This is a genomic window from Staphylococcus sp. GDX8P80P (genome assembly GCF_017893095.1).
Lineage (GTDB): Bacteria > Bacillota > Bacilli > Staphylococcales > Staphylococcaceae > Staphylococcus > Staphylococcus borealis.
In genome coordinates this window covers 18,154-37,369 of the sequence record NZ_JAESMI010000011.1, presented here as the reverse complement: position 1 = coordinate 37,369, position 19,216 = coordinate 18,154, and the positions used below count along the sequence as shown (strand labels likewise).

The window sequence follows — 19,216 nt, the reverse complement described above, 5'->3', positions numbered from 1 at the left end:
TTATGCTGAGCAAAATGGTCTAGTTAAACAAACATCTAAGTCTAATTCTCAACAAGACCCTGCTAAACACCAAGCTGAAGATAATGACATGGGATTCAATGGTTATGTCGAGCAAAACGGTCTAGTTAAACAAACATCTAAGTCTAACTCTCAACAAGACCCTACTAAACACCAAGCTGAAGATAATGACATGGGATTCAATGGCTATGCTGAAAAGCATCATTTAGTTAAACAACAAGATCAATCACCAAAATCACAAATGAATTCGACACTTAGTAAACAAGCAACTCGTTCTCAAGAAACGAGTCAAACTTCATTACATCACGAATTACCTATGACAGGTGAACGCGCCTCAACGACAACGTTTGTTTACAGTTTTATAGCTTTCATATTAGGCGTAGGTGTCATTAGCCTCAGACGTAAATTTTCGAAATAAGCAATAACTATATTTTTCTAATTATCTGTTACTTTTATTACTAGAGCATTTCTTTTATGCATATGAAAATGAAGAGGCTATCATTAAAGGTGTATTAACCTATAAGCGATAGCCTCTTTTTTATAACTTCTAAACTAATAATAATTTAATGCCTCTAATAATATTTTTAATGAACAAATAAACGCCTACTACCACCAATACAACTGCAATTGTCCATGAGCCAAATACAATCCAGCTTTCTGTATTAGTTGATGCATTGCCCATAACACTAGCAGATAGCATCAATGCTAATGGCGCTAATGTAAAGCAAACCCAAGTAAGTATATGGTTAAATAATGCTTTACGAGCATGAATTGATACAGGTTTGTCAGCAATAATCCACATTACAATAGGTAATAGTACCGGTGCAAAAAACACACTTAAATAACTTATAGATGATGCAATATTTTCATTTCTACTACCATAGAATTCATTGTTTCTATATTTATTACTACTTACATTTTCCATATTTACTCACCTCACTTATATATAAACATATAAAATAGGATATTTTTAGAGAGAAAGCCCAAAATTACAACTCTGTAAGTTTCTGATAGTTTATAACTTTGTAGAAATATGAGGCATAACTATGGCAAATTAATTAATGAATGGTTAAAATTTATATCTTAATGCAATAACGTTTCAAAGCAGTTAGAACACAATGTTGTAATTCGTCGACAAGGTTATAATGCTGACAAACGTGATGCCTATGCTGCGATGTCAAAAAGGTTCGTCATCCCTACAATGAAGTCAAAATCATTTTTAAAAACACATTACATAGGGTTTTTAAAACATAAAAAATAAACCATGGTAATGGGACGCCACTCATATCAATTGCTTTGACCCATCTCCATGGTATATTTAAACATTGAAAAACCGAGCCGGTTAAACATACTTTAAAATTTATTCGACTCTCTCATCTATACAATTCGCTTACGTATTGCGCCTGAAATCAAATCGACAATAGCTACCATAATCACTAAACCGATTAAAATAATACCTACTCTGTCCCAAGATCGTGTTTGAAGTGCGAAAATTAATGGTGTACCAATTCCTCCAGCACCGATAAGTCCTAAAATCGAGGCAGAACGTAAATTCAATTCAAAGCGATATAACACAAGCGATAAAAATGATGGTAATATCTGTGGTATAACTGCAAAGATCAAAGTTTTCGTCTTGTTAGCACCACTTGCTTTCAATGCTTCGACTGACGTGAAATCTAACCTTTCAATATCTTCAACGAATAATTTTCCTAGCATCCCTACTGAATGTATACCTAAAGCTAGTACACCTGAAAATGACCCCGGACCAACCGCTTTAATGAAAATTAGAGCCATAACAATCTCTGGAAATACACGTATCACACTTAATATAAATTTAGTGATACCGGTTACTGGACGAATTTTGATTAAATTCTGTGCACCTAGAAAGGCAAATGGAATACAGATAATAGCTGCAATAAACGTACCAATCACCGCAATCGCAAACGTTTCAAGTAATCCACGTAATAAATCTTCACCAGCAGGAATATATACATAACCCCAATCCGGATGAAAAAGTCCGTGAAAAATAGATTTTAAAATTTCAATGGATTTGGATTTTAATTCTAATGCGGGCATTCCTACAAACCCCCATGCAATAATAGCCAAAACAACAATTGCAATAATCCAATTTTTAATTATTTTTTGCTTATGCTTTTTTGATTTAATAGGAAACTTTTGTTCTAAATTATCTTTATTTTGTGTCATGCGAGTTGTTCCCTCACTTTCGAGCTTACATAGTCAATTATGACAACAATAACTAATGTAAATAGAATAATCATCGCAGTTTTAGGATATTGGAATAAGCCTAAAGTAGAATCATAGAACAATCCAATACCGCCAGCGCCTACAAGACCAAGTACCGCTGAAGCACGAATGTTAATTTCAAAAGCGAACAACACATATGAGAAGAAAGTTGATAATATTTGTGGCACAACTCCGAAGACAATCCATTTCGTTTTATTTGCCCCAACTGCTGTCATGGCTTCCATTGGGCCTGGATCTATGGTTTCAAGTGCTTCATAGAGTAACTTTGCAATAACACAAATAGTTAAGATAAATAGTGCTAATACACCTGGAATTTGACCAATACCGAAGACAGCTACAAATATAGCTGCTAGTAATAAATCTGGTATCGTACGCACAATATTTAAAATAAAACGAGCCGGAATTGAAATACATTTCGTTTTAACAATATTACTTGCACAGATTAAAGCAATTGGGATAGATACAATCGCACCTAGAAATGTCCCAACAATAGCCATGCGAATGGTATCTAACATAGGTTTCAATATTGTATGTATATATGCCCAGTCTGGTGGTACCATTTGTCCAAAGAATGAACCAATTTGAGGTAAACCTACCATTAAATCGGCAAAACTAAAGCCAGTATATAAGAAACTCCATATTATTAAAGCTAATACTAGAAAAATAGTAAAACTCGTTTTAAGCGAAAACTTCTTATTCAAATATTCATCATATTTACTCGTTGTAGGTGTCGTCATATTATTCAACCCCTAGCTTCTCATCATCTTTAAGTTTACGACCGTAAATATCATTAAACACTTCTTCGGTTGCCTCACTTGCAGGGCCATCGAATACAAGTTCACCAGCACGAAGCCCTATAATACGCGTACCGTATTCAAGTGCTAGATCTACAAAGTGCAAGTTAATAAGAATTGTAATACCTAATTCTTCATTTATCTTCTTTAAATCATCCATCACTTGTTTTGTTGTTAGAGGATCCAAAGACGCTACAGGTTCATCAGCTAAAATAATTGCTGGTTCTTGTGCTAATGCACGAGCAATTGAAATACGTTGTTGTTGACCACCAGACAATTCATCAGAACGTTGGTCGTATTTATCCAGAATATTCACTCGCTCTAAAGCATCCATGGCTTTTACTTTATCTTCTTTTGGAAAAAGACCTAACACCATCTTCCAAGTTGGATGATAGCCTACTCGTCCACTTAACACATTGCGTAATACAGATGATCGTTTTACAAGATTAAAATGTTGGAAGATCATCCCAATATTACGGCGCATCATTAGTAGATCATTACCTTTAGCTTTCGTAATCGATTTACCTTCAATAAGAATATCACCAGATGTTATATCATGAAGTCGATTAACTGATCTTAATAGCGTTGATTTCCCTGCACCTGACAAGCCTACGATAACTGCGAAATCTCCCTTTTCAATATTCAAATTGATGTCTTTTAGTCCTACATGCCCATTTGGATAAACTTTATTGACATCTTTAAATTCAATTTGACTCATTTAAATAGCACCCTTTATTTTTGCAAAGAAAGACGTGAGACAGAATTGTTAACGAATTCGTTTTCTTATCCCCGCAAGGACGACTAGAACTGAGAAAGCTTGTTTTATGTGCCATCTCAGTTCAGCCAGCTACTGCAAATTTGCTGAGTAGCCTCAAAAATATTATTTTCGACCTTGCTCCTCTTTGCTTTTATTAATCTACAATGTTCATTAGTCTAAGTTTAGATATATTGTGATAATATTAAAACTTCAATTTCGTTTAATGATGTTCTAATATTATTTCATATCTTGAACTTGTTTTTCATATTTTCTTACAATATCAAAGTCTGAATCTTTGGCATCTGTGTATCCTTCATGAGAGTATACTTCACTGATGATTTTATGACCTTCTTTTGTTTTTGCAATATCTTTAAATGCTTTTTTAAGTTTATCTTGGAATGCTTTATCCATATCTGGACGAACTGAAATTGTGTCATTTGGAATAGGTTCTGTTAATTTAATAATCTTAGTATCTTTAAATACATTTGGTTGGTCCTTTTTAACGATTGTACGTGCGTCTTGGAATACTGCTGCCGCATCAACATCACCGTTAAGTAATGAAATAACCGCTTGGTCATGCCCTTTCACATTTACAATATTCATATCTTTAGTAGCGTTAATGCCAGTCGCTTCTTTAAGTGTCGCAATTGGGAACGTGTAACCTGCTGTAGACGTTACATCTTGTAATGCGATTTTTTTACCTTTCAAGTCTTTTAAATCTTTAATTCCAGAATCTTTTTTGACCAAAATTTCTGATTTATAATCTTTAACTAATTTGTCTGAGTTAGACCCATCTTTGTTAACGCCATAACGTTGAGCTTGTAACAATAAATCTGCTGCTTTTTGATCATGTGCTAATGTGTATGCAGTTGGTGGTAAGAAACCTACGTCTACTTTTTTAGATTTCATCGCTTCTACGATTGTATTGTAGTTAGTTGATACAGATACTTTTACTGGGATGTCTAACTTTTCAGATAATAATTTTTCAAGTGGCTTTGCTTTCGCTTCAAGTGTGTTCGCGTTTTGAGATGGCACGAATTGCACTGTTAATTCTTTAGGTTTGTAACCATCTTTACCAGAATCAGAACCGCTGTCAGAACTTTTGTTGTTGCTATCTAATGAGCTATTATTTCCACATGCTGCTGTAAAAATAATAACTGTTAAAGCTAGCACTAAAAGATACTTCATTTGCTTCATAACTGTAATGCCCCCGTTCGATATGTATAAATCGTGTAATTTGTCAATTTAATTGACAATATAAGATTAGCACAATATTAATTGAAATAGTATTTAATTAACATAAAATTTATATAAAATATGTTTATATCATTAAGTTATTGTAAATTATTTCTAAAAAATCTTCTTAAAATCTATTCTGCATATATTTTTTTACTATAATTTTTTTCTATAAAAATAAATTTATTATTGGATATGAATAATGATTGATTATCACGCATACCTTATAATTATAAATAACTATCATTAATGAAAGGATGGTACTTATGACTCAACTTAGCTTTTATATCGTTAGTGATGTTCACGGCTACATATTCCCAACTGATTTCTCACAGACGAATCAACAGTTACCTATGGGTTTGTTATATGCTAATCAACTTATCGAACAATCAAGCAAAAACGACGATATTTACTTCAAAATAGATAACGGGGATTTCTTACAAGGATCACCTTTATGCAACTATTTAGTATCAGAGTTACGCTCTAGCAAACCGTTAACAACGATATATAACCGCTTAAATTTTGATTTGGGAACGATTGGTAATCATGAATTTAACTATGGCTTACCATACCTTAAAGACACACTACAAAACCTTAACCATCCAGTGCTTTGTGCTAATATTTTAGACTCAAAACAACAACCTTTTACAAGTAAAGGCGTGCATTATTTTGAAAAGGAAGGACTAACAGTAGGCGTGATTGGTCTAACTACACAAAATATCCCTAACTGGGAACAACCACATCATATCGAAGGCTTAACTTTCAAGAGTGCGATTGAAACACTTACCCAACTATTACCTAATGTCCGTGAAAAAGCTGACATCGTCGTCGTTTCATATCACGGCGGATTCGAACGTGATATAGATACAGAGGAACCAACTGAAGATTTAACTGGTGAGAATGAGGCTTCCGAAATTCTACATCGTTTCCATGAAAGCATCGATGTATTGATTACAGGTCACCAACATCGAGATATCGCGACAGTTAAATATGAAACTGCCGTTATTCAACCTGGTACACGTGCAACACAAATAGGTAAAGTAACGCTAACGATTGGCGACAATAATCAGATTATTGATACGCAAAGCGAATTGTTACCTGTAGTGGGAGACTCAGAATACAGTCTATTACCGGAAGATTCTAAGCTATTAACACATCTAGAAGACTGGCTAGATACTGAAATCACGACCTTACCTGAACCGATGTTAGTAGAAGATCAATTTGAGGCACGAATGAAACCTCATCCACTTATTAATTTAATAAATGTTATGTTATTGGAGAAAAGTGATGCTGATATTACAAGTACGGCACTCTTCGACTCAGCAGCAGGATTTAATAAACGTATTACTATGCGTGATATTATTAATAATTATCCTTTTCCCAATACATTCCAAGTTTTAAAACTTACTGGTGCAGGCATTAAAGACGCTTTAGAAAAATCAGCAAGCTACTTCACGCTTAACGATAAAAATGAAATAACAATCAACGATGCATTTTTATATCCGAAACCACAGCATTTTAACTATGACATGTATGGCGGTATCACTTATACCATTCATGTAAGAGAACCTATTGGTCAACGCGTAACTGATATTAAGGTTGGCAATGAACCACTTATCAGTGATAAAACTTATACCATTTGTGTCAACAACTATCGTGCTGTAGGCGGTGGTAATTATGACATGTTCGCTGAAGCACCTGTAGTTAAAGATATACAAGAAGAAGGTGCACAACTTTTAATTGATTTCATTACCAATAACGATATATCTAACATACCTCAAGTTCTTAACTTCAAAGTCGAACTATAATTTTCCTCTTATATTATTTAAATAGTGTACAATATAAATGTAAATATTCTCACTAGAAAAGGAGTTCATTATTATGAGTGAATTTTTAGCTGCCATTGTCGGAGGTATCTTTGCGCTAATTGGGACATTTTGGGGGATTAAATATCAAATCACTAAAGAGAAAGAAGAAAAACGTGAAGATTATAAAAATGATATTTTGAGTATGATAGATTTAACTGCTTATAAAGCATCTAAAATAAGTAAAATTCATTTAAGTGAAACCAATACTCTAATAAACAAGCCGCAAACGTTAGAAAAATGCGATGATGTGGAGGGACTTTTTGTAAAATTAGACGATCAAATTCAAGAATTATTGGGTACTATGAGTCACCATGAAGAAGAATCTAATAAACCTATTCGTGATTTACTAAATTGCTATGAATCACTGGAGAATTATATCTCAAAAATTTCTATAGCTGCAAGAATCTATAATGATAAATACGAAACAAACTCTGACGATAAGCGCGTTATCATCGTGAGAACCAAAGAGAAATTAGATCGTAACATAGATACGTTTATAAATGATTTACGTCAATTTTCTAAACATCACTTCAATCACGATATGTACGAACCAACATTAAAATTCGAATCTGATTAAATATAATCAAACACCTCTAATATCAGTACGATGACACACTGACACTAGAGGTGTTTCTTCAACTCAACTTTCATTTTTCAAATTGGAAATGTTTCTTTTCATAAAAATAATTAACTGCATTAATCAAAATACCTAGAATAATAATTCCCCCTGATACAAAGGTAATCATTAAATAAGGTAAACCGATTGATAATAAAATTGAACCAATAATGGCACCTAAGAAATTTGCCACATTAAAAATAGACGCCGCTAATGTACTCGCAAGTAATGGTGCTTCTTTGGCACTTAATATAATCTTACTATTTAATAATGGTGTCGTACCAAATGTTCCAAATCCAAATAAGAAACATATAATAATTGCTAAAATCGTATGATGCACGAAAGTGACAAATAATACGATAGTTAAAAATAGTAATAAAAACGTATAGAATAAATATTTCGTCAATTTAGGTTCTGGCACATTCCCTGTAATTAAGTTCCCTAACACACCACCTAAACCAAACATAAATAAACAGATGGTTAGGCCGACGATTTTAAAAGGTGCGAAGTTATGAATCATTGGCTCCATAAAGGTATACGTTGTGAAGACACCTGAATAACCAAAGACGATAATAGACATCACAATTAAAATATGTGGATTTTTGAATACTTTCAATTCATTTTTTACATTAGATTCTGTGCTAAGTGATACATCTGGTACAAATTTCAACATACCTAGCATTGTAATAATTGCTAGAACAATCATAACGCCAAATACAGCTCTCCAATTCGCAAATCCACCTAAGAATGAACCAAATGGTACACCAATCATAACCGCGATGGTTAAACCTGCTTGGACTAATGCGATGGCTTGTGGTTGTTTACCACGAGGTGCAACGGCTGCAGCGACACTCATACATACGCCAAAGAAGGGTGCATGCATTGACGCTGACAACAATCGTGATAACAGTAATACTTGAAAATTGGGTGCCAACATACCTACCACGTTACTTCCGATAAATATGGCCACTAAAATCGGTAATAAGCGTTTGGCACGCACATTCATTGTAAATATACGCATAAATGGTCCAATTAACGCAACACTCACAGCATATACACTAATTAATAATCCTGCACTTGAAATAGACACTTTCATATCACTTGCGATTTGAGTTAGTAATCCCGTTACAACATACTCTGCCATGCCAACTGTAAATGTACCTAACATGAATATGAAGAACATCATTCTGTTACCTTTCATCATTGCTACCTCCTTTTATATCGCGCTCAAAAATAATACGAGTGCTATCTTACAAAAAAATAGGTACCATGTGAAGAGGTTTATTCAGATTTTTTGATTTTCTTAAGTCAGTATTCGCAAGTTTTCATATATTTTCATTGTATTAATATTAAGATAATTTTAAGTATGTAGTATTTCGAAAACCTTCCATATATGTAACATTTTCAATCAAAATGTCGCTATGTTAATCTAACTAGCATAGGAGTGATATGATGTCTGAATCTAAAAAAGATAAATCCAAACAACCACTTTGGGAACTCATAATTAATATTATCCTAGAACTATGCAGTGCGATCATTCGATTTATCAAGCATTTAATACCTTAATGTCTTAAGCGATGTGGTGAATAATTAATCGCAATCAATGCGATTACAACACACAATCCGCCTAACATAATGTGTAATGTGAAAGGTTCGCCTAATCCTATAATGGAGAAAATGGTTGAAAATAAGGGCACTAAAAATAAAAAACTACTCGAAATAGTGGCACCACGTAAATTCAAACTACTAAACCATAATCCAAATGATCCAATAGACGCTGGAAACACAAGCCACCAAAACCATAACCATCCCCAACCATTCAATTGTTCAATGTGATAACGTTCCCCTAACAATTGGCTAATCAAGAACATGATGATGCCGCCAAATAATAATTGCCATCCTGTTAATACCCACGCACCTTTATCAAACTTAAATTGTTTAGTCACAACAGTATTACATGACCAACATAGCGAACCAAGTAATGCGACAAATGATCCCCATCCTAACAATGTACGATCTAACCCTAGACATATCGTAACCCCAATCACACCAATCACGAGTGCAACCATTTTAATCATTGTTAACCGCTCTTTCAGTATGAAATGCGCAAGAACAGCTAACCATAATGGATTGGTAAACAGTAAAACAGCTGACATTGAAGAGGATACACCCAATGACATTGCTATATTTAATAATCCCATTGTTCCAGCCGTTTGTAATAATCCGATGGTGGCGACAAATATAAAGCCTTTGTAACTATTATGATCAATTGTTGGTACTACGTTTTTGGCTCCCCTTTTCAAAAATAAAACCAATAAGATAATGAATCCCGCGATGGTAAAACGCCATCCGCCTAGTAACATAGGTGGCACGTGTTCAATTGAGATGAGGTACTTCCCAGTTGGAAAAGAAGAGCCCATACATAGGGTCGTTAAAATAATACATATATAGAAGTATAAATGCGAACGTTGATGTAAATTCATAGATGTCATCTCCTAGTCATTGATTAAAGATAATTAAGATATTCGTTGTCTTTAAATAGTATTATAATGCACGCTTTTTATTTTTCAATCTTAATATATAAAATTTTTATAATATATTTTATAATGAAAGGAACGTCTATCATTGGAGGACTCTTATGAAATTATCTAAAGGATGGGAGCAAGCTGTCTATGTTCTATTAATGTTGAACCTACTACCCAAACATAGCGTGATGACCTCTACCGCGTTAAGTGATCGTTTAAATGTTTCTGATTCTTATTTAAAGAAGATTATTAAAGCTCTTGTTAAAGAAGATCTCGTTAATTCTTCTACAGGCAAAAATGGAGGCTTTTCTTTAAATAAGCCTTTAAATCAAATCACATTTTATGATGTTTTTCTAGCAATAGAAGGTCGAGACGCGATCTTTTCTAGTCAGCAATTATTGAAGCCCTTCTTAGGTGAAAAGGAAGGCCAAAAAGCAGAAATGTGCGTAGTTAGTCATGCATTATATACAATTGAACATACACTTATCTCCACTTTATCTTCGATTACATTGGATGAAGTCAATCAAACCATCGTCACAAAATATCATCTTAACGATCTAAAACAATGGGTGCTATCGAATCGTAAATCACGGTAAAACAAGCTTTCTGGATGTCTAACTTCAGACAACCCGAAGGCTACTTTTATATCTATTTTGACAAAAATACAGGTCTTTTTGACTAATATAATTGTCAAAATGACAAATATAATGTAACGTAATAGTCAAGGAGTTGATGAATATTGCGAAATCGTCTTAAAGAATTACGTGCTCGCGATGGCTTCAATCAAACACAACTCGCTAAACAAGCCGGTATCTCTCGGCAAACAGTTTCTTTGATTGAACGGAATGATTTTATGCCGTCCATTTTAACAGCCGTTAAAATTGCGCGTATATTCAATGAACCAGTTGAAAATGTCTTTATCTTTGAGGAGGGAGATTTATGAAAGTAAGACGTAATCTACTTTTACTTGTACTCGGTGGATTTATTGGTGGTATTGCTGGCGGTTCGATGGGAAGCATTAGTACTTTCTTATCAAATATCAATTTATCGCATACCCATTTCGGGATACTTATTTGTATCATTTCGTCACTACTTATCATCGGTCTTACCGTTTATTTATGGAAAGTTCAAAAAGATGCGCTTAAATTTAAATCACAAAGTTTGAATTCAATTGAAGATGATGATGCCGATTTATACGAAAAGAAATCCGATTTAAACTTTAATAAATCTAGTATCATCATATATATTCAGATGATTATAAGCTTTATTGCGCTTTTATTAATCGTATTTGGCCGTGGTTCAAAAATTGATGTATTATACGCGATCATCCCGTATATATTGACCATCATACCTTCAATAATGATGGGCTTTTTCAATCGTCGTTTCGATTCACGCTATCCTAAAATAGGTGAAAAAAAGGCAACAGAAAAAACGTTAGCACTTATGGATGATGGCGAACGTCATATTACTCTTGTCAGTATGTACAAAAATTATCAAGTTAACCTCGCATTATTAATGATCGCAATTATATTTTTAGGTATCTTCTCTATTGATACTGGTTCAAATCAAACACTTGGTATATTATTCTTAATCATTATTTTCGCATACAACAGCCTAGGTTATATGTTAAAAGTACGTAAATTTTACAAATCCTAGTTATTTATTAATTAATCTATATTATGATAAACGTAACTAATCTTTAATTGAATTAAATCTAATACTAATCAACAGAAAGAGAGGATTATTATGGAACATCTATTGCAAGTGCAACATCTCAACAAGTCGTATAGGAAATCACAATTCCATTTGAAAGATATTTCTTTAACACTTCGACCTGGTGAAGTGATTGGTTTAATTGGTAAGAATGGTTCAGGTAAATCAACATTGATTAATACATTAGTTGGTAACCGTTTTAAAGATTCTGGAGAGATTTCATTTTTTGATCAAGTTGTCTCAGATAAGGATTATGCATACAAAGAGCATATTGGCGTTGTATTTGATGACTTACGTGTGCCTGATAAACTCGAAATTAAAGATATGGATAAGGTTTTTGCGAATATTTTCAAAACATGGAACAGTGATCGTTTCTTTGAAGTCATTCAGCGTTTCGAATTACCAACTAACGCGCAAATTAAAACATTCTCAAGAGGAATGCGTATGAAAGCAGCCTTAGCCATGGCTCTAGCTCATGATACAAAGCTACTCATTCTGGATGAGGCTACTGCGGGTATGGACGTATCAGGACGTGAAGAAGTCATTGAAATGTTGGAAGACTATATTTCAGAAGGACATGGCATACTCATTTCATCTCACATTTCTGAAGACATTGAACATCTTGCCACACAATTAATCTTTATGCGTGATGGTGAAGTTGTCCTTCAAGAAAATAAGGAAGCATTGTTAAAACAATACGGTATTGTCGAAGTTGATGAGCATGATGATTTAGACATTCCGCAAGACATCATCATTGCATCAAGAGTGAGACAAGGTCAACGCCAAATCTTAATCAAGGATTGGTCTAGTGTAACGAACGCTCACCCACTTAACACTATTGATGACGCAACAAAATTAATTATGAGAGGTGATAAATAATGAAAGGTCTAATTTTAAGTAGTTTCTATGCATCTAAAAAGTCACTTATCACATATTTAATTGTAGCCATTGTAGCAAGTTTCTTATTCGCTTTTATAAATCCAGCAATGGCATGTTTCTTACCAATGATTTTCTTATTGTCACCAGTGACGGATAACTTAAAGAGAGAAAAAGATTCTAAGTGGATGTATTATATTTCAACATTGCCAACACATCGTAGTGCTTATATTAAAAGTTATTTCTCATTTTATGGCATACTCATCTTTATCGGATTAATTATTGGTTTAATTGCAGTATTAGCGATACATCAGAATTTAATGTTAACACTTATTTCAGGTTTAGTAGGTATTGGTGCTGCAGGCACATACGCTATCATGTTCCCGTTAACATTTAAATTTGGTCCTGAAAATTCAAATGTCATCATGATTTCAACATCGGTTATCGTTCTTATTTTATTCTTTATTACTTACTTTGGTGTTATTATGTCTGCCATTGTTCGTTCAGGTTCATTCTCTGATTTAGGAACAAATCCTACAGATATCCTCTTCATCGGTTTATATGCAATACTTGGTTTGATTTGTTTAGTGGCTTCTTATTTCATTTCAATAGCCATTTTCAACAAACAAGAATTATAACCTTTAAGTTATTTACAATTTTAATTTAAACTCAAAGTGGTTCTAAGCACGCTACATTAGTGGCACTCAAGTGTTTAGAACCACTTTCTATTCATTGCTTATATGCGTCATTCAACTTTTTATAGGGTATGGATGACTAAACGCACTTAAAAAGGAGTCCTCATCTAATGGATATTCAAGCTATCGAACACTATTTAAATATTGATTCTTCAAAATATCATGAACCTACACTTGAAGCACTCAATTATTATATTAAGCAATACATGCTTACGGTTCCTTTTGAAAATATTAATGTCCAAAATGGCATACCTATCTCCGTAGAAATTAATGATTTATATGATAAATTCATTATTCAACACCGTGGCGGTTTCTGTTACGAAATGAATCATTTCTTTGGGACTTACCTTGAAGCCAAAGGGTTTACCGTATATCGCATGTCTGCGACAGTCGAACAGCCGAATGGCAATCGTAGTCCAGAAGGTTCACATATGTCACTTGTAGTCCCAATTGATGGTATCAGTTATGTTGCAGACGTAGGTTTTGGAGATTTACCTTTACAAGCTTTACCTATTACCAATACCGACCCTACTCATCCTGTGACAGATATTACAGGCGAATTTCGTGCGATTACAGAACATGACGGTACCTATTGTATTCAAAAGCTTGAAAATGGTACATGGGTCACGCGTTACGAAGCGCGTTTCCAACCCAAACAAGTTGGAGATTTTGCGGATATGATTCAATATAATTCAGAACACCCAGATTCTATATTTGTGCAACAACTGATTGTTACGCAACCTCAGTCATTTGGTCGTGCTACGATGTCATTACAACATCTCACACTAAGTAAACAAGATCATAAAGATAAGTACGACGTAACTTCTGACAACTATCGAGCTTTGCTAAAAGAATACTTTAATTTAGATGTCAAAATTAAGCCTTTAGAACCTTAAAATATACATTTCTCATTAAGAGGTGAAATTATGTCTAACATAGAGATTGTTGGTGCTAAACAAAACAACTTAAAAAATATAAATGTAACCATTCCAAAGCATGAATTAACAGTATTTACAGGTCGTTCAGGTTCAGGGAAGTCTTCCCTCGTCTTCAATACTGTAGCCGCAGAATCTGAAAGATTGTTGAATGAAACGTATTCAAGTTATGTGCAACATCAACTCACACAATACGAAAAACCTGATGTTGACCAAATTAAACATCTTCCGGTTGCTATGATTATCAATCAAAAACGTCTTGGCGGTAACTCTCGTTCAACTGTAGGTACGATTTCTGATATTTACGCGTCCGTACGTCTTCTATGGTCACGTATTGGCGAACCCTTTGTAGGTTACTCTGATATCTTTTCTTTTAATAATCCTAAAGGAATGTGCGAAACATGTTCGGGCTTAGGCTACGTTGAAGATATAGATTTAAATGAATTGCTTGATTATGATAAATCACTGAATGAAGATGCAATTAAATTCCCTTCATTTAGACCAGACAGTTGGCGTGGTAAACGTTATTTATATACAGGTTTATTTGATAATGATAAGAAACTAAAGGATTACACGAAAGAAGAAATGGATACCTTCCTGTATACTGAACCAACCAAATTAAAGAACCCGCCCTCAAATTGGCCAAGGACTGCGAAATTTGAAGGATTAATCCATCGTTTTCGTCGTTCATTTCTACTCAATGATAATTTTGAAAAGAAACGTTTTAAGGAAGACATCGACCGTGTCGTATCGAAACATGACTGTCCTAGTTGCCATGGTCAACGTCTTAATGACACTGTGCTAAGTTGTAAAATTAATGGTTTAAATATTGCAGAATTCACAAACCTACAAATTGATGAGGCGTTAGCCTTTTTAAGAAAAATAAAATCCGACAAAGCACGTGTGATCATAGAGCCACTCAAAAAACAACTAGAAGCGTTAAGTTATATCGGATTGAACTATTTAACACTTGCACGGGAAACGACTTCCCTATCTGGCGGTGAATCACAACGTATCAAACTTATTTGTCATTTAAATAGTCCTCTAAGCGATCTTGTATATATTATTGACGAGCCAAGTGTTGGACTACATCCAGAAGACATTCAACGCATTAATGACATCATTCAATCCTTAAAAGATAAAGGTAATACGGTGCTTGTTGTGGAACATGACCCAGATGTGATTAAGACGGCTGACCACATTATTGATTTAGGTCCTTTAGCCGGTAAAAACGGCGGTAATATTACATTTACTGGCTCGTACAACGCACTACTCGCTTCGGACACGAGTACTGGTCGCGCATTAAATCGTGAACATCAACTCAAAACGACACCGCGTACGGCAAAAAACATGCTTCAAATTTCAAATATTAGTCGTAATAACTTACAAAATGTCACAACTGAACTACCTAAACATGCGATGACTGTCGTTACAGGTGTTGCGGGTTCAGGTAAAAGTTCACTCATTTCTGCAGGATTTGAACGTGAACAAGAAGCTATCTTTATTGACCAAAAACCTGCCCATGCATCCAATCGTTCTAATTTACTTACTTATTTAGGTATCTTTGACGATGTGCGCAGTTTCTTCAGCCAACACACTGGTCTTAAAAAAAGTATGTTTAGCTATAATTCAGAAGGTGCATGTCCAGAATGTCATGGCAAAGGCGTCTTAAAAACTGAACTTGCGTTTATGCCAGACTTTTCACAAATATGCGAGTTATGTGGCGGAACAAGATATCGTCCAGAAGTGTTAGAAGCTAAAGTAGAAGGTTATTCTATTGCGGATATTTTAGCATTAACTGTAGATGAGGCCATTGAGAAATTTAGTGATAGTCCAAGTATTACGCGACCGCTTCAAGCATTAGCGGATACAGGGCTCAATTATATGACTTTAGGACAATCATTAGATACCCTTTCAGGTGGTGAAATTCAACGTGTGAAACTGAGTCGTTACCTTACTCAAGACGTGACGAACAAGCTCTTTATCTTTGATGAGCCAACAACTGGATTACATGAAGATGATTTGCCAATCCTTATTGATTGTTTTAATCATCTTATTGACGAAGGTAATACAGTTATCTTGATTGAACATAATTTAACGATGATGACTCAGGCGGATTGGTTAATTGATATCGGCCCCTATGCCGGAGATAAAGGTGGTCAATTACTTTATGCGGGCGAACCCGATGGTATTTTCAATATCAACAATTCCGTAACCGCTAAACATTTAAAACGATATATAAGTAATTAACATAACAATATAAATACCCCCACAAACGTAACCGTCATGTGGGGGTTGAGTTCTGCCATTAAGCATTTGTATCTACACTTATAGTAACTTGTGTTGTTGCAACAATGCTTCGATATATGTGCCTTTAATCTTCTTCAAGAAAGTGTTGAGTGCGAGTTGCTGTATTTTGTTATGTTCGGTGAGTTCTATTAAATTTTTACGGTCGGTGAGTTCATATAAGGCATCCATCAATATGCGAAGGTCAAATTCTGTTGCAACCACTTCAGGGACACCTCTATCTATGCCCAACAATTGGTAGACTGCTTCCATAGCAGTTCTTACCGAATATTCAGTGGTAAAGACAGTATCTCTTTCTGTTTCTGCAAAATTACCAATAAAGGCTATGTTGCGAGCATTTTTAGGCACAACAAGTGGTCTGTCTCCAACAGCTCTAGGCATAAAATAAGAACAGATATATGGCATATAGACTGGTATCGTATTACATTGATTTTTAGCGAGGTCTTCAATTTGATTGATAGATACGCCCATATGATATAACCATTCTTGGCAAATTTCATTTCCACTGCACTCGGTGATTGGTTTATTGATAAAGTCACCATTCACGTTTGAATATAACGCGTAAATCCAAACGCTCACCTCATCGTCGGGTTGGCTTTTAAATTGTTGCTGACGATTTACAGTAAAATTCAATTGCCATTTAGAATCATTCACAGTAACAATCCCACCTGTCACTGTCTTGCCGGCTAAAGGATCTCGTTTACAAATGTGCTCGATAGTATTAATAATTGTCTTGTTATTCGTCGTCGCAGTTGCTGATACAAACCAACTTTTGTCCGGTAAATGATGATAGAACTTTTCGGGACAACCAAACTCAGGACTCTGTTTGGCAAGATTACGCCACAATGTCCAACTACCGCCGATATCTTTTGTAGGGGGTGCGGGCGTGTTGTTATCTCCATATGTTGAACTTTCAGTAATACTACCATTCGTAACAAATACTAAATCATTTGGCGTTAGAGGAATAACTTCATCTTTACCTGAACGTTTAAGTTGTATTTCACGAGCAACCTTTTCTGTTGTTGTGATATCTACTTTCATATTCATGACTTGGACATCATATTGAAATTGCACACCGTGGGACTCTAAGTAAGCAATCATAGGAAGAATAAGTGATTCATATTGATTGTATTTAGTGAATTTAAGGGCACTGAAATCCGCTAATCCTCCAATATGATGTACAAAGCGCATTAAATATCGACGCATCTCCATCGCGGAGTGCCATGGTTCAAATGCGAACATTGTTTTCCAATAAATCCAGAAATTTGAATGCATAAAATCATTTGAGAAGACATCCGTAATCGTCACATCATTTAATGCTTCTTCTTTCATTAAACATAAATGTATGATTTCTTTAATCGCTTGTGGCGTCAAAGTAAAATCACCATCAGTAGGTAACTGATGTCCCCTTTTCTCAATAACACGACAACGTGAGTAATTAGGATCTTCTTTATTTAACCAATAAAACTCATCTAATACGGAAGCATTGTCCATTTCAAGCGATGGGATGGAGCGAAATAAATCCCATAAACATTCGAAATGATTTTCCATTTCTCTTCCGCCTCTAACAACATAGCCTTTTAAAGGAAGTTGATCGCCATCTAAACTTCCACCAGGTTTAGACAACTCTTCTAAAACATGGATTTTTGACCCATCCATTTGTCCATCTCTAATCAAGAAACATGCAGCAGCTAACGAGGCTAATCCAGAACCAATAAGATAAGCGGATTTATGCGCGACATTTTCTGGTTTTTTAGGACGGGCAAATGCTTCATAATTCCCGTTACTATAGTACATACATATCACTTCCCAAATGTTCATTATTTTTAATTTTTAAATTGAAAAGTAGTAAACTATAAGTAATCTTAAAGAAATTAATCTACCCTTCGACTGTATTATAAAATGAGGAAGGCCAAGAATTGTGCGTCACTTATGTGGGTTTGTAACATAAGCGACATTTTAATTAAACTGTCCGATAAGAGGAGTGATGATGTTGAACAAACAAGATTTACGCGTCCAAAAGACACATCAAGCGCTAATTACTTCATTTTCTGAACTATTGCAATCGAAATCATTTGAACAGATTACAGTTCAGGACTTATGTACCAAAGCCAACGTACGACGATCTACGTTTTATCGTCATTTTAATGATAAATATGACTTGTTAAATCACGTTGTCGGCACGTTGATTGATCATTTTAGAGCGCTATATTTACCAGACATTAATCCCGACAATCCACGACAATTTTTTGAGAAATTGATGAGAGATGTTTTAACATTTATTCATAACAATAAAGCGATTGTCCGTAGCGTTATAACTCTCAATTTTTACGGCGAAGTTTATACTATTTTTTATGAACAAATTTACAAAGCGGTTCAAAAGCAAATTGCCTTTGATAAACAAAGTGGTCAATTTTATGTAGATGTAACCATATATGGGGAGTTTTTAACTGGGGGTATTTTAAGCGTTATAACGAACTGGATTCAACATGGTCAGCAACAATCGATTGATAAAGTAACGAATGAAATTGTGAATATGATATGTGGTGCTAGAGAAATCCATTTGAAGAAACTGAGCTAAAACGCCCTTTATTTAAGGTATTTCATAATT

Annotated in this window: 19 protein-coding genes; 11 read left to right on the top strand and 8 right to left on the bottom strand. The window is 34.6% G+C overall.

Going from position 1 to position 19,216, the window contains the following annotated elements; genetic code table 11:
• A partial coding sequence (locus KA858_RS01610; RefSeq protein WP_210134841.1) for an LPXTG cell wall anchor domain-containing protein occupies positions 1-436 on the top strand: 436 nt, incomplete at its 5' end.
• 129 nt (positions 437-565) lie between these two features.
• Here KA858_RS01610 and KA858_RS01605 read toward each other — a convergent pair.
• The 5 genes from KA858_RS01605 to KA858_RS01585 form a co-directional block, all read right to left on the bottom strand.
• Positions 566-943 (bottom strand): hypothetical protein, encoded by a 378-nt coding sequence (locus KA858_RS01605; protein WP_210134840.1) that lies wholly within the window; start codon positions 941-943, stop codon positions 566-568.
• A gap of 452 nt (positions 944-1,395) precedes the next feature.
• The gene (gene phnE / locus KA858_RS01600) at positions 1,396-2,223 is read right to left on the bottom strand and encodes a phosphonate ABC transporter, permease protein PhnE (protein WP_016930613.1); all 828 of its coding nucleotides are present in this window, start codon (positions 2,221-2,223) and stop codon (positions 1,396-1,398) included.
• Positions 2,220-3,020: a phosphonate ABC transporter, permease protein PhnE gene (gene phnE, locus KA858_RS01595; RefSeq protein ID WP_210134839.1), complete on the bottom strand. Its 801-nt coding sequence runs from the start codon at positions 3,018-3,020 to the stop codon at positions 2,220-2,222. Before phnE (KA858_RS01595) ends, phnE (KA858_RS01600) begins: the two co-directional genes overlap by 4 nt.
• Before the next feature lies 1 nt (position 3,021).
• Positions 3,022-3,795, bottom strand: coding sequence for a phosphonate ABC transporter ATP-binding protein (phnC, locus tag KA858_RS01590; protein WP_011274648.1), 774 nt, complete (start codon positions 3,793-3,795; stop codon positions 3,022-3,024).
• A gap of 276 nt (positions 3,796-4,071) precedes the next feature.
• Positions 4,072-5,031 carry a phosphate/phosphite/phosphonate ABC transporter substrate-binding protein gene (locus KA858_RS01585; RefSeq protein ID WP_210134838.1) on the bottom strand — a complete coding sequence of 320 codons (960 nt, stop codon included), beginning with the start codon at positions 5,029-5,031 and terminating at the stop codon, positions 4,072-4,074.
• Positions 5,032-5,336: 305 nt separating this feature from the next.
• On the opposite strand from KA858_RS01585, the gene KA858_RS01580 reads away from it, so the two are divergent.
• Entirely contained in the window at positions 5,337-6,878 is a 1,542-nt protein-coding gene (locus tag KA858_RS01580; protein WP_210134837.1) for a bifunctional metallophosphatase/5'-nucleotidase, read from the top strand.
• A gap of 73 nt (positions 6,879-6,951) precedes the next feature.
• Positions 6,952-7,515 carry a hypothetical protein gene (locus KA858_RS01575; protein WP_210134836.1) on the top strand — a complete coding sequence of 188 codons (564 nt, stop codon included), beginning with the start codon at positions 6,952-6,954 and terminating at the stop codon, positions 7,513-7,515.
• 70 nt (positions 7,516-7,585) lie between these two features.
• On the opposite strand, the gene KA858_RS01570 is transcribed toward KA858_RS01575, so the two are convergent.
• Positions 7,586-8,755, bottom strand: coding sequence for an MFS transporter (locus KA858_RS01570; protein WP_210134843.1), 1,170 nt, complete (start codon positions 8,753-8,755; stop codon positions 7,586-7,588).
• Positions 8,756-9,116: 361 nt separating this feature from the next.
• Positions 9,117-10,037: a DMT family transporter gene (locus tag KA858_RS01565; RefSeq protein ID WP_210134835.1), complete on the bottom strand. Its 921-nt coding sequence runs from the start codon at positions 10,035-10,037 to the stop codon at positions 9,117-9,119.
• A gap of 155 nt (positions 10,038-10,192) precedes the next feature.
• On the opposite strand from KA858_RS01565, the gene KA858_RS01560 reads away from it, so the two are divergent.
• The 7 genes from KA858_RS01560 to KA858_RS01530 all read left to right on the top strand — a co-directional run bounded on the left by KA858_RS01560 (position 10,193) and on the right by KA858_RS01530 (position 16,548).
• Complete coding sequence (locus tag KA858_RS01560) at positions 10,193-10,675, top strand: RrF2 family transcriptional regulator (RefSeq protein ID WP_210134834.1); 483 nt, start codon at positions 10,193-10,195, stop codon at positions 10,673-10,675.
• Positions 10,676-10,818: 143 nt separating this feature from the next.
• Positions 10,819-11,022 (top strand): helix-turn-helix transcriptional regulator, encoded by a 204-nt coding sequence (locus tag KA858_RS01555; protein ID WP_011274640.1) that lies wholly within the window; start codon positions 10,819-10,821, stop codon positions 11,020-11,022.
• The gene (locus tag KA858_RS01550; protein ID WP_210134833.1) at positions 11,019-11,735 is read left to right on the top strand and encodes a DUF3169 family protein; all 717 of its coding nucleotides are present in this window, start codon (positions 11,019-11,021) and stop codon (positions 11,733-11,735) included. Before KA858_RS01555 ends, KA858_RS01550 begins: the two co-directional genes overlap by 4 nt.
• A 90-nt stretch (positions 11,736-11,825) precedes the next feature.
• On the top strand, positions 11,826-12,671 hold the full coding sequence (locus KA858_RS01545; RefSeq protein ID WP_210134832.1) for an ABC transporter ATP-binding protein: 846 nt from the start codon (positions 11,826-11,828) through the stop codon (positions 12,669-12,671).
• On the top strand, positions 12,671-13,306 hold the full coding sequence (locus KA858_RS01540) for an ABC-2 transporter permease (RefSeq protein ID WP_210134831.1): 636 nt from the start codon (positions 12,671-12,673) through the stop codon (positions 13,304-13,306). Before KA858_RS01545 ends, KA858_RS01540 begins: the two co-directional genes overlap by 1 nt.
• Before the next feature lie 167 nt (positions 13,307-13,473).
• Positions 13,474-14,259, top strand: a complete 786-nt coding sequence (locus KA858_RS01535) for an arylamine N-acetyltransferase family protein (RefSeq protein ID WP_210134830.1) — start codon at positions 13,474-13,476, stop codon at positions 14,257-14,259.
• A gap of 30 nt (positions 14,260-14,289) precedes the next feature.
• Positions 14,290-16,548 (top strand): ATP-binding cassette domain-containing protein, encoded by a 2,259-nt coding sequence (locus tag KA858_RS01530; protein WP_210134829.1) that lies wholly within the window; start codon positions 14,290-14,292, stop codon positions 16,546-16,548.
• Between the two features lie 78 nt (positions 16,549-16,626).
• On the opposite strand, the gene KA858_RS01525 is transcribed toward KA858_RS01530, so the two are convergent.
• On the bottom strand, positions 16,627-18,402 hold the full coding sequence (locus KA858_RS01525) for an oleate hydratase (protein WP_210134828.1): 1,776 nt from the start codon (positions 18,400-18,402) through the stop codon (positions 16,627-16,629).
• Between the two features lie 196 nt (positions 18,403-18,598).
• Here KA858_RS01525 and KA858_RS01520 point away from each other — a divergent pair, with 196 nt between their 5' ends.
• Positions 18,599-19,186, top strand: a complete 588-nt coding sequence (locus tag KA858_RS01520; protein ID WP_210134842.1) for a TetR/AcrR family transcriptional regulator — start codon at positions 18,599-18,601, stop codon at positions 19,184-19,186.
• Positions 19,187-19,216 lie beyond the last annotated feature (30 nt).

Bases quoted from the DNA above. Each gene is read 5' to 3' on its own strand.
- KA858_RS01530 (WP_210134829.1), top strand. From the start codon at position 14,290: ATGTCTAACATAGAGATTGTTGGTGCTAAACAAAACAACTTAAAAAAT.
- KA858_RS01540 (WP_210134831.1), top strand. From the start codon at position 12,671: ATGAAAGGTCTAATTTTAAGTAGTTTCTATGCATCTAAAAAGTCACTT.
- KA858_RS01565 (WP_210134835.1), bottom strand. From the start codon at position 10,037: ATGAATTTACATCAACGTTCGCATTTATACTTCTATATATGTATTATT.
- KA858_RS01545 (WP_210134832.1), top strand. From the start codon at position 11,826: ATGGAACATCTATTGCAAGTGCAACATCTCAACAAGTCGTATAGGAAA.
- phnC (WP_011274648.1), bottom strand. From the start codon at position 3,795: ATGAGTCAAATTGAATTTAAAGATGTCAATAAAGTTTATCCAAATGGG.
- KA858_RS01585 (WP_210134838.1), bottom strand. From the start codon at position 5,031: ATGAAGCAAATGAAGTATCTTTTAGTGCTAGCTTTAACAGTTATTATT.
- KA858_RS01560 (WP_210134834.1), top strand. From the start codon at position 10,193: ATGAAATTATCTAAAGGATGGGAGCAAGCTGTCTATGTTCTATTAATG.
- KA858_RS01550 (WP_210134833.1), top strand. From the start codon at position 11,019: ATGAAAGTAAGACGTAATCTACTTTTACTTGTACTCGGTGGATTTATT.
- phnE (WP_210134839.1), bottom strand. From the start codon at position 3,020: ATGACGACACCTACAACGAGTAAATATGATGAATATTTGAATAAGAAG.
- KA858_RS01575 (WP_210134836.1), top strand. From the start codon at position 6,952: ATGAGTGAATTTTTAGCTGCCATTGTCGGAGGTATCTTTGCGCTAATT.
- KA858_RS01525 (WP_210134828.1), bottom strand. From the start codon at position 18,402: ATGTACTATAGTAACGGGAATTATGAAGCATTTGCCCGTCCTAAAAAA.
- KA858_RS01605 (WP_210134840.1), bottom strand. From the start codon at position 943: ATGGAAAATGTAAGTAGTAATAAATATAGAAACAATGAATTCTATGGT.
- KA858_RS01535 (WP_210134830.1), top strand. From the start codon at position 13,474: ATGGATATTCAAGCTATCGAACACTATTTAAATATTGATTCTTCAAAA.
- phnE (WP_016930613.1), bottom strand. From the start codon at position 2,223: ATGACACAAAATAAAGATAATTTAGAACAAAAGTTTCCTATTAAATCA.
- KA858_RS01570 (WP_210134843.1), bottom strand. From the start codon at position 8,755: ATGAAAGGTAACAGAATGATGTTCTTCATATTCATGTTAGGTACATTT.
- KA858_RS01580 (WP_210134837.1), top strand. From the start codon at position 5,337: ATGACTCAACTTAGCTTTTATATCGTTAGTGATGTTCACGGCTACATA.